Source organism: Pseudomonas sp. MF08817, assembly GCF_059862705.1.
Map to the genome: position 1 here is coordinate 1 of NZ_JCBCUY010000067.1, position 10,907 is coordinate 10,907.

The 10,907-nt window shown below is 53.7% G+C and carries 9 protein-coding genes; 4 read left to right on the forward strand and 5 right to left on the reverse strand.

The genetic code is table 11. The features are described from left to right. Positions 1 to 162: 162 nt before the first annotated feature. The 3 genes from amrS to AC19YR_RS24045 all read left to right on the forward strand — a co-directional run bounded on the left by amrS (position 163) and on the right by AC19YR_RS24045 (position 4,190). On the forward strand, positions 163 to 1,599 hold the full coding sequence (gene amrS / locus AC19YR_RS24035; RefSeq protein WP_500600375.1) for an AmmeMemoRadiSam system radical SAM enzyme: 1,437 nt from the start codon (positions 163 to 165) through the stop codon (positions 1,597 to 1,599). Beyond that, positions 1,596 to 2,741, forward strand: a complete 1,146-nt coding sequence (locus AC19YR_RS24040; RefSeq protein ID WP_095107929.1) for a trans-sulfuration enzyme family protein — start codon at positions 1,596 to 1,598, stop codon at positions 2,739 to 2,741. Before amrS ends, AC19YR_RS24040 begins: the two co-directional genes overlap by 4 nt. Before the next feature lie 180 nt (positions 2,742 to 2,921). Next, on the forward strand, positions 2,922 to 4,190 hold the full coding sequence (locus tag AC19YR_RS24045; RefSeq protein WP_095107930.1) for an aminotransferase-like domain-containing protein: 1,269 nt from the start codon (positions 2,922 to 2,924) through the stop codon (positions 4,188 to 4,190). Between the two features lies 1 nt (position 4,191). On the opposite strand, the gene AC19YR_RS24050 is transcribed toward AC19YR_RS24045, so the two are convergent. The 5 genes from AC19YR_RS24050 to AC19YR_RS24070 form a co-directional block, all read right to left on the reverse strand. Beyond that, positions 4,192 to 4,818, reverse strand: a complete 627-nt coding sequence (locus AC19YR_RS24050) for a LysE family translocator (RefSeq protein WP_500600376.1) — start codon at positions 4,816 to 4,818, stop codon at positions 4,192 to 4,194. Between the two features lie 302 nt (positions 4,819 to 5,120). Beyond that, entirely contained in the window at positions 5,121 to 5,840 is a 720-nt protein-coding gene (locus AC19YR_RS24055; RefSeq protein ID WP_500600377.1) for an SDR family oxidoreductase, read from the reverse strand. A gap of 160 nt (positions 5,841 to 6,000) precedes the next feature. Further along, a complete protein-coding gene (locus AC19YR_RS24060) occupies positions 6,001 to 6,321 on the reverse strand; it encodes a hypothetical protein (RefSeq protein ID WP_500600378.1) in 321 nt (106 codons plus the stop codon). Between the two features lie 274 nt (positions 6,322 to 6,595). After that, positions 6,596 to 6,796: a KTSC domain-containing protein gene (locus AC19YR_RS24065; protein ID WP_077574450.1), complete on the reverse strand. Its 201-nt coding sequence runs from the start codon at positions 6,794 to 6,796 to the stop codon at positions 6,596 to 6,598. A 199-nt stretch (positions 6,797 to 6,995) separates the two neighbouring features. Then, positions 6,996 to 7,814 (reverse strand): PDZ domain-containing protein, encoded by an 819-nt coding sequence (locus AC19YR_RS24070; RefSeq protein ID WP_500600379.1) that lies wholly within the window; start codon positions 7,812 to 7,814, stop codon positions 6,996 to 6,998. A 1,218-nt stretch (positions 7,815 to 9,032) separates the two neighbouring features. Between AC19YR_RS24070 and AC19YR_RS24075 the strand changes: the two genes are divergently transcribed. After that, positions 9,033 to 10,907 (forward strand): hypothetical protein (locus tag AC19YR_RS24075; protein ID WP_500600380.1); only part of this gene is annotated, 1,875 nt, incomplete at its 3' end.

The window sequence follows — 10,907 nt, forward strand, 5'->3', positions numbered from 1 at the left end:
CCTGAGTCAGCTGCCGGTAATGCGTAGTCATCTGCGCTTGAATCCTTCGGTGTGAGAGCCTGGATTCTACCGGTGGCTGACTCTCTGCCTATCGTTTCAAACGTTGCACTTATTCTATGAATTCAGGAAGGTAAGAACTGGACCCTGGACAGCACCCCCGCCATGTTGGAAGAGATACTTCCGGGCGGGGCGGTGAAGTGCCACTTGTCACCGCGCAATTGTGTGATCCAGGAAGGCAAGGTCGGTTTCTGCAAAGTGCGCGGCAACCGCGGCGGCCGCTTGGTGACCTTGAACTACGGCAAGGGTGTACACAGCACGGAAGAAACCATCGAGACCGAGGCGGTGTTCCACTTTGCTCCTGGCGAACGAATCCTGTCCCTGGGCAATATCGGCTGCATGCTCAACTGCGGTTACTGCCACAACTGGAAGACCTCCCAGGCCAAGTACGTGACCGACAAGGACGTGTACTACTACACCCCCGAACAAGTGGTGGAAACCGCGCTCCAGCACGGTATCCGGGTGATTTCCTGGACTTACAACGACCCTGTGGTGTGGCACGAATTCATTCTCGATACCGCCAAGTTGGCTAAGGAAGCAGGCCTGATAAACCTGTACAAGTCGGCGTTTTTTATCAGCGAAGAAGCCATCGACGAACTGCTGCCGGTGATCGATATCTTCTCGATTTCCCTCAAGTCCATTTCCCCCGAGTACTACCGCAAAGTCACCACCGGGTGGGTCGAGCCGGTGTTGGCGGGAATCAAGAAAGTCTACGACGCCGGCAAGTACGTAGAAGTCAGCACCTTGATGGTCACCGATATCAGTGACGACGAAGACACCGCCCGCAAGATCAGCCAGTGGGTGCTGGATGAATTGGGCCCGAACGTGCCCCTGCACTTTGTGCGCTTCCACCCCGACTACAAAATGAGCAACAGCATCCGTACCCCCGTGGATCGCCTGCTCAAGGCGCGGGACATCGCCCGGGGCATGGGGGTTGAGCACGTGTACCTGGGCAACGTGAACGACGTCGATGGCACCAACACCAGTTGCAACAAGTGCAACGCACTGCTGGTGACCCGCTATGGTCTGAACGCCGAGATCCTGGGCCTGGACAGCCATGGGTGCTGCACGTCCTGCGGGCATGACGCGCACTTTCGCATGCTTGAGGCGCCGAAGGCGAACAAGGTGGTGGAGCTGCGCGAAGAGGCGCTGACGAGCTACGAAAAACGCAAATTCGAGTGGCACGGCGATATCGTTTCCCTGCACGCCCAACTGCTCAATACCCAGGATTTCGAGCAAACGGTCTACCTGCGGCGCAACTACAACGACGGCCAGAGCAGTGCCTGGAAAACCCTCACCTTGCGGCCCCACGAAAGCTACCGCTTCATCATCGCCAAGGCACGGGTCGATGAAACCGGGCCGGAAGTCTGGCTGCCGCAAGGGGTCAATTCCAACTTGCACGAAGTGTTCGACCGCGCGCATTTCCCCACCGAGTCCATTGAGGAAATCGGTATTTCGCAAAACGACATCACGCCCACCATCGGTTATGAGGGCAAGCAGAACATGTATGAGCAAGTCATCAAAATGGTGCACAAGGCATGAGTATTTCCACTGAGATCCTTCATATGCGGGTCGACGACCGGGATGCGCTGCCTTCCGTCACGCCCATTTATCAATGCAGTGCCTTCAGTGCGGACTCGGCGTTTTTCTATTCGCGCAAGGCCAACCCCAACGTGACGGAACTGGAGCAAGTGGTGGCGGCCCTGGAGGGCAGTGAATATGCCCTGGCCTACGCCACGGGGATGAGCGCCATCTACATGGTGCTGGAGTTGCTCAAGCCCGGCGGCTCGCTGGTTATTAACAAGTACATCTACGGTTGCTCCTACAAGTTGTTCCAGCGCTATGCCGCGCGCATCGGTGCGCAACTGACCGTGCTGGACCTGACCACTGCCAGTGGCCTGGAAACGTTGCCGGCAAACGTGGACATGGTGGTGTTTGAAACGCCCACCAATCCCTTCCTCAAGGACATCGACATCCAGGCCGTCAGCACGGCGGTCAAGCGCATCAACCCCGAGGCGCTGGTGGTGGTGGACAACACCTGGGCCACGCCGATCTTCCAGAAGCCGCTGCACTTTGGCGCCGATATTTCGTTGTACAGCGCCACCAAGTACTTCTCCGGCCATAGCGATGTGATGGGTGGGTTGGTGCTGGTGGACAACGAGGCGCTTCACGCGCGGCTGCTGGAGGGGCGCTTCTATTCCGGTTCGATCCTGACGCCCAATAGTGCGTGGCTGCTACGCCGCAGCATGCAGACCTTCAACTTGCGCATGGAAAAGCACAGCGCGACAACGGTCAGCATGCTCAGCTACCTGCAAACCCTGCCCTTTGTCGAACACGTCTACTACCCGCGCATCGATGGCCAGCAACTGACCGGATATGGCGGCATCGTGTTCGTCGATATCCGCCCCGACCTGGTGCCCTTCTACAAAACCTTCACCGGCGCCCTCAAGTGGTTTGGCACCGGCACGGGCATGGCCTGCGTGACGTCGATGGTGGCGCAACCGTTCAGCGGCAGCCACGCCTCAATGAGCGAGCAGGAAAAGGCCGACATGGGTATTGGCAAGGGGCTGGTGCGCTTGTGCTTTGGACTGGAGGCTGTGGAAGACCTCAAGCAGGATTTGCTGCAAGCCTTCCAAACAACGGAAAAACGGGTGGCGCAGGAGGGAGTACTTAACCCGGCTTAGTACTTTGCCGACCCATGAAATCACAACCCGTGTGGGAGCGAGCCTGCTCGCGATAGCGTCCTTGCAGCCAGGGCTGTCATCGCGAGCAGGGCCGCCCCCCCAAAAAAGTAAACCCACACGCAGTGCCTTGAATGGTCGGTATCGACTCTGGGGCTCGTCGTTTTTTTGGAGAGCGCCAGATTGACCCATTCATTCCACCCTTCGGTGTTCGATGACCCGACCCTCAACGTCATCCATCTGCTCAATACCCTCTCCAGCGAAAACCCGGAGGCCATTTCCCTGGCCTCCGGCCGCCCCGACGACGAGTACTGCGACCCGTCGCTGATCCATAAGGGGCTGGCGCGCTTTACCCAATACCTGGCCGACACGGACCAATCCCTGGCGACCACGCTGTGCCAGTACGGCAAAACCGGCGGGATCATCAACCCCATCCTGGCCCGCTACTTGTACAAGGATGAGGACATCAGCGTTGAAAATGCCGACAACATTGTGGTGTGCCTGGGGTTTCAGGAAGCGGCGACGCTGACCCTGTTGTCGGTATTCGATGACGGTGGCGTGTTACTGGTGCCCGACCCGGTGTTTTGCGGCATTACCGGCATCGCCAAGTTGCTGGGCATCAGGGTCGTACCGGTGGCCATGGACATCTTCCTAGACCCGACAGCATTGCGCCTGCTGGCCCGGGCGATCGAGTCGGCGGGAGACAAGATAAAGGCTTTGTATGTGATCCCCGACTTCAGCAACCCCACCTCCGATTGCCTGGGGCTGGCAGAGCGAAAGGAGCTGCTGGCGCTGGCCGAGGAGCTGGATTTTTTCATCCTCGAAGACAATGCCTATAGCTACTTCAGGTATGAGGGCAGCAAGGTCCCCGCACTCAAGGCCCTTGAGAGCCGCCGCGTGTTCTACCTGGGCTCTTTTGCCAAGTCGATTTTCCCAGGGTTACGCATGGGCTATGTGGTCGCGCCCGAGGGGGAGGGCGTGAAGCCGTTCAGCACCCAGCTCTGCAAGGCCAAGAGCCTGGTCACGGTCAACACGCCGGCGCTGTGCCAAGCAGTGGTGGCGGGGCTGTTGATTGAACATCAGTATTCCTTGAAGGCCTTGAACCAGCCTCGGGTGTTGGCCTACCAGCAAAAAAGAAACACCATGATCGATTGCCTGGAACATGAGTTTCCCTACAGCCTGGGTGTTGAACAACGCGTGACCTGGAACCGCCCGGCGGGCGGTTTTTTCATCAACGTGCAATTACCGTTCGCCTTTGGCTACCTGCAAATGTGCGAGTGTGCCAACCAGTTCAAGGTCATCGTGTTTCCCACGTCGCTGTTCTCGCTGATGAACGGGGCGAGCACCCAGGTGCGCCTGTCATTCAGCAATGCTTCTTTGGAGCAGATTGAGCGGGCGGTCAGCCGCTTGCGCGCCTATGTGGACTTCAAGCAGGGCAACCGCCGCGGGTGATCTAGGCGGCTGCGGTGGCCAGCATCACGCCCGTCACCACTTGATAGGCGCCCAGGGCGGTGATGGTCGAGCCAGACAGGTAGTTAATCAACTTGAGCCGCGAGGCCTGGATGCGGCTCTTGAACACCGACGAGAAACCGCTCAGGCCCAGCCACCATGCCGCGGAGCCGAGGAAGATGCCCGTCACCATCGATGCCACCGAGTGCTGGCTGTTGACCATGCCATCACTCATCGCCGCGAAAATGGCAATGAACGAAAGGATGGTCATGGGGTTGGAGAGGGTCAGGAACAACGTGCTCGAATACGCCTTGAACATATTGGCGCGCTCGCCCGGCAGCACGGTGGCGGCGGTTTTGGAACGGATGATCTGGTAACCGATATAGGCCAGGAACAACCCGCCGAAAATGCACAGCCAAGGCTTCCAACTGATAAGCGTGGCGATGATGGCGGTGATGCCCAAGGCGCCGATGAAGCCGTAGATCGAGTCGGCGGTTGCCGCACCCAGCCCCGTGGCGAAACCGGCGCGCCAGCCCTGGCTCAGGCTGCGCTGGATGCATAGCAGGCCAATGGGGCCGACCGGAGCTGCGATGCAAAGCCCGATGACCATGGATTTGAAGAAGATGAGCATGAAAATACCTCCCGGATTGATAGCTAAAGGTTAGGCGGGGAGGCATGGGGGCTGAATTGTGTTTTTAATGTTTATTGGTTTGCTATGGATAAATTTCCATTAATTAGGTCCAAATAACCTTCATTAATAATGTGAATGCAGTAATCGACTTTAATCGGTGCTTTTTGGCCGGCGACCTTGTTGTTTTTCTTCCGCCCTCAGGGCTGCTTTGAGGAAGCAATCGAGACCGATTGGCCTGCTTGCCGGCGTTTGCACAGGCGTGGGGCGAACCTGGCTGGCGTCAGGTTCGCGACTTCATGGGGTCAGAAGCGTTCGTCGAGCATCGCGGGCAAGGTCAGCTCCCGCACGAAACTGGCCGAGGACAGGCTCAAGACCATGCGCACCACCTGCACCACGTCATGCACCGGGATCAGCTGGCCATCACCGCGCTGCTCGGCCACAGCACGCGGTGTGCTCAACGGGTCTTGGGTATTGAGGTAGCCCAGGTTCAGGCACGTCACGCCAAGGCGTTGCTCCCGGTAGCCTTCGCGCAAGGCGTCGGCCATGCCGCGCAGGGCGAACTTGGACGCGGTGAAAGTGACCTCCGGGCGCCCGCTCTGGGGCAGGCCAGAGGTGGAGCCAGTGAAGATCACCCGTGGGTTGGGGCTTTTGAGCAGGCTCGGCAGCAAGCGTTTGATAAGCAGGATGGGCGCGGTGATGTTGCAACCGACAATGGCCTCCAGTTGCTCGTCGCGGTCTTGCAGAAAGTCGTAGGCCTCATCAAAGGCCTGGTCTTCCCAAATTCCCAGGTTGTAGATCAGCGTATCCAGGCCTTCCTCGGCCACCGCGTGTTCGATGGCCCGCACCGCGTGCGCCGGCTCAGCCAAATCCGCTTCGATCCAGCGCAACTGCACACCCGTTTTACTCGCCAGGTCTTGCGGGCGCGTACGTGAGACACCGATCAGCGTGTCTCCCGCCTCACCAAGCCCCTCTACCAGAGCCCTGCCCAATCCTTTGCTCGCGCCTACTACCAAGGTTTTCATCGATTGATTCCTGAACCGACAGATTTTTGAAGCGGCGGATGCAAGCAGATGAGGGGAGTGATGGCAATTGGCTTGATGTTTCTGGATGTTGTATCGACCACCCGAACACGGCGAGGCGCGCCTGCGGCTCAGCGCCCAGCAGCTGTGTATTAAAGGCCTGTCACAGGATGTCGTTGAGGTAACCCTTGAGTTCCATCAGCGGCGCATTGAGCGCTTCCAGGGTCTGTGCGCTATGAACTTCGGCGCGTAGCCTTTGCAGCTCACGCCCCATGACACCGCCCAACGCGCCGCACGCCAAGCCCAGGCACTCGCCCAATTTGAATTGAATGGCCTCAACGTCCGCTTGACGCACCAACAAGCCGAACACCTCGCGCTGATAGCGATCCATGGCCGGGTCGTCCCGCAGGATTGGACTGGAGCCTTCCACCTCATACGCCAACTTGAGTGAATAAAGCGCTACGGTCTCCAGCGTCGCTTCCATGGTGCAAAGTCCTCCGCATGCCTGCGTGGCCCTTAACGGCCACTTTTTTACAGGCAAAAAAAAGACCTTGAATTTCAAGGTCTTTTTAATGTTTGGTGCCCGAGGGAGACTGTAGCGCTCCAGTAAACTCAAGGCCTCCAGCGAGGTTTGCTTTCTAGGGATACATCTAGGGATACATGCTCGCCATTGCTGGGGGCAGTATGAAGAGTTTCAGTGATTCCATGCAATCCATTCAGTCACTCCTCCACTGAGAGGCCTGGTATGTGCGGCTCGTTCAGCATTGGTAACGATCCTTTATCACTCTGTCGAAATAGCCCCCTTTTGACGGTGCGTTGATCAGCCCTTGATACACGTTCAATGGTACGCGGCAAAAGTCGTACGTTTTTCCTTGCTTGAAGGTGATCTTCATTCGGTTGGTCGCCGGGTCGTAACCTACAGCTGTCATCGCACGTGAGTTCACGCGAACCATTTCCATTGGGACGTCCTTTCGTGGGAGGAGTTAACCGATATGTCAGCAGCACTGAACATCGTAGCTCACGAAATGCATTCGGCCTGGTAGCCCGGATCGTCTGACCTGTCCTTGGAACCCTGCAACATTGGCTTCGCAGGGGGCAAACCTTTCTGAGGTACAACACGGGATACGGCACCGTCAGGAATAGCGTTTCGTGAAGCTATTAATTGCCTGCTTGCACATTTTTCTCTATGACACGTCCTTGTCGAACGAGCGAAAAGTTAATCATGCGTCCCTTCCTCTCCGCTGCCATACGGGTAAACCCTTCCTGATTGGTAACCCGTTCCCCATCCATTGCAATGATCATGTCGCCTGGGAGGATATCCGCCTTGTAAGCCGGGCTGTCATTGACGATTGTCATTACCACCACACCTTGATTCGTCTGTAGTAACTGCCGCTCGAGGTCATTTAGGTTGCGGACGAATGCGCCTATTCGAAAACGACCTTTCACAAAGTAAATCGCGCCGTAATCAGAACGGTTAACTGTAATGGGAACGTACGTCGTGTTGCTCCCGTATGTCGTTGTTGTCGCGTTACCGTAAGCCGAGACAGGGCCGCCTGGTCCATATGCGGTGGCATTAGCTGTGGTGTAGGAAGTATTCGTCGTCGGTGTTGTGATCGGCACGCTGGAGGTCACTGATCCGGTGTATTGCGGCAGAAATACTAGAACCAAATCTGCTCCTACCGCTTGACCTTGTTTCAGAGCGTCGTCATCCGAAACGCGTTTGCCGGTGTTAAAGCTGGACTCACCGATTACCAAGAATCCTCGTTTTCCATACTCAGCCAGGAGCGCGTCTGTATTGCCAAACGGTGCACGCTCTATAGCAGGTAATGGCGGCGGCGCTGACGCCCGAGTGGCCGAGATAGCTTCAGGGGTCGCACCTGCTGCGGGGGTGTAAAACTCTCTGTATCCATTAGCGCAGCCGGCGGCGCTCAGCAACGCGCCGACTCCCAGCAACGTAAACATCAATTTCATCTTCATTCGATCCCTCCCCAGCTAGAAACGATGCCTGCCTACAGTCGAGTATGGCGTAACGCCGCTACAAGACCTAGATCCATAATCCGCTATGCACATACGACAAACGGTGAAGGGCAACGAACTACCATCGAAAGTCTGAACGGACTAGAAGTCGCTGGGGGACCCTGGGAGTTTCTCTACTACACGGGGTCGGAAACCCGCAGGACTGCGTTAGTGGAAGGATTTCAAAGTTACTGAAATTTCAGGCGTTGAAATTGAAAGAATTCTGCTGAAAAAAGGCCATCGTTACCGCAGCGGTAACGATGGCATTTCGTGTTGATGATTATGGACACCTTGGGCCGTCAACCGAGTCAACCTGTCAACCAATGTAGAAAAATCAGCCACTACCAAGATCGCGCGGGTTTTGTGCCCCGTGTCATTCAGAAATGCTCAGGGTCCCTGGCCACCTCCCATCATCTTGTGCAATTGCACTGGTGAACTGTGTGTTCACCCGGTTCACCTGTTCACTAAGCTGGGCACCTGTCCGCTAACGAAGTCCGGCGGGTTTCCGACCCCGTGTCCGGTGGAAACCCTATGGACCCCGGCGCCTATTGAAGGCTGCTCCTTTTCTTCGCTGGAGGAGATAATGCTTCCGGGGAGCTGGGGAATGACTCTTATAAAAACGCGTGTTACGTAGGTTACCGGTGTAACGGGAATCGCTAAAGCATTGTATTTATTGAGTATTTCTACTGTAACACGGATCTTTTAAGTCGCTAGGGACATGTGTTACTGGCTCATTTGGTGTAACAAGCAGCTCCCTTGGAGCCCATCAATTTCATGGCAGGCTTACACAATTCGCCTAACGTCTAATTTATATCCGTTACAACATAACTAAATGATTGTCTGCCGTGCCGGTTGCCGCCTGTGGCCATCTTCGTTGAATTAACAAAAAACAGGTTGAAATGCGAAATCTCGGGCGGTTATTGTCCCGCTAGGAAACTGGATTCGACAATATAACTAGGTATTGGGAAGTGATGCAGAGGGTCACCCATCCGATCTAGTGTTTGGGGGGGGGAAGAAGACTCAATCGTCGAAGCCTTCAGGTGACGCGGTTGGTAAGTAGAATTATAAACGCAGGAGCGGAAATTTATGTCTCGAAAGCTTAAGTTCTCTAATTCGGGTCGGTCGCCTCAGGTCCATCGATTAATTTCAAGTGTCGGATCTCTGAAAAAAAGAAATCTCGTGCGCGGCTATATTTCTCAGGAATTGAAAAGTCGAGCTGAGATTGATGCTGTACGTAAAGCTAACACTGCCAACGATATGATGGTTATTGGGGCTCTTCTTAAGGGTAGGGACGGTCTTTTAGGTGACAATGGAAAAAAAACGAGCGCGGATCTCTTTAGATTTACAAGATTTTCTGCAGTGGACTGGAAAGACGAAATAAGGTACACCGCCGGGTATGTAAATGCGATGGTGTTAGAGTCATTGGAGGCATTGAAGCTAATGCTTCCACTAGGGCGGGTAGAACTTCTTGATACGGACGAAGCGCTAGAAATTATCCATCAGCTAAGTATTGCTCATGGCGCTTCTAACTATTTATCTTATAAGCTGGCTTACCTGAGAAGTACTAGAAAGTTCTCTCCTCCTCAATTAGCAAAAATAAGTGTAATTGAAGAGGAGATCGGTCATCGCGAGAAGCCAGGATTTCATTTTAGCGCCCTCGAGAATTTAAGTCCGAGAATATCTTTGTTCTTGATTGCCCAGAGAAGAGTGAGCGGGCTTGTAGGGAAAGTTGATGGGGATATCAGAAAGTCCTATTCGTTAAGTAATTTTATCCCCACACCGTTGAATAGCAACGACTTGTCGGGTTTTTTGCTGCGAGCTACAGAATCATCATTAATTGACACGCTTCTCGCTATTATGATTTTGTTGAATCTTGAAAGTGAGTTCTTGCCGCAAGTAACTGAATTAAGGAAGCGGTTGCTACCCGAGGTGTTGGGCGGTATCAATATATTAATCGCAGATGCTTGTAGCGGTGATGATGATTTGCTTGTCACCTCGCATTACGCGCTGAAGCATGAAGGAGGTTCAGAAAGTACCTTAGATTTATACAGAGTTTCGGCTGCTTTCTTAGAGCGTACTCATTTGACAAGGTTTAGAAATAAGCTGGATCGTGTTATTAGTGCTAGATTGTTAAGTGAGATTGTAAGTAGTAGCGAAGACGCTTTAGATGGTTCGGATTTTGATAAAAGCATTTTGCTTCAATCAGATGGTGCCTTTATAAGTTCGGTTCCTAATGTCAGGATGGATTCGTTTTACCGTACTTTTCTTTTTATGAATTTCATAGCTCAACGAGTTAATTTGTTGGCGTTAAATGAATATGATATAAAATACATTTTTGAGAACACTTCCGGCTTGGAAAGTCTTTTGACTGAGTCGGAAATGCGTTCTATATATGGTATTGCTCCAGAGGGAAGCCAAAATATTATTGCAGTGTTGTCCTTGGCACTCTTTCGCAAGAAATCTATTGATCCTGATGTCGATTTTGAGTTTCGCACGGATTTTATATCCTATGTAAAGTCATATTATAACGGATCAATAATAAATTTTATTGATGATTTGCTGAGCGACTCTCCACAGATAGCAAGTTATATTGTTGAGTCTCTGGATGAGGTAACTCTTGAGAAAATGTATGAGGTAGTAACAAATGCCTCCCAGGCAGCTGAAATTAGGCGTGACATTTTAACTCTTCTTGGGAAAAAGCTTAATAGAATTGAATACCTGATCGAAGCGGATGCTATTGAGATCAGGTCTAAACTATCAACGTTGCAGAAGTATTTTGATAACAGTCGAATGTATGTTGATAGTGTGGCTATGAGTAAGTGGCTTGATGGAAATCCCTCAGTATCCACGGAGCAGTTCCGTACATTGTATCCGAGTATCCAAGCTACGGTGAGGACTGTTGAGTATGAGGAAGGGGAAAGCAAGGATGGGCGGCCGCAAAAACTGAGTGCAACACCTGACCTTTCCGGTACGGTGCTGCCACTATGTCCTATCACGAACTCAGTATCCCCGAACGTGCGACCCTTCAACTCGGCCTTGCCCAAGGTTTCAGCC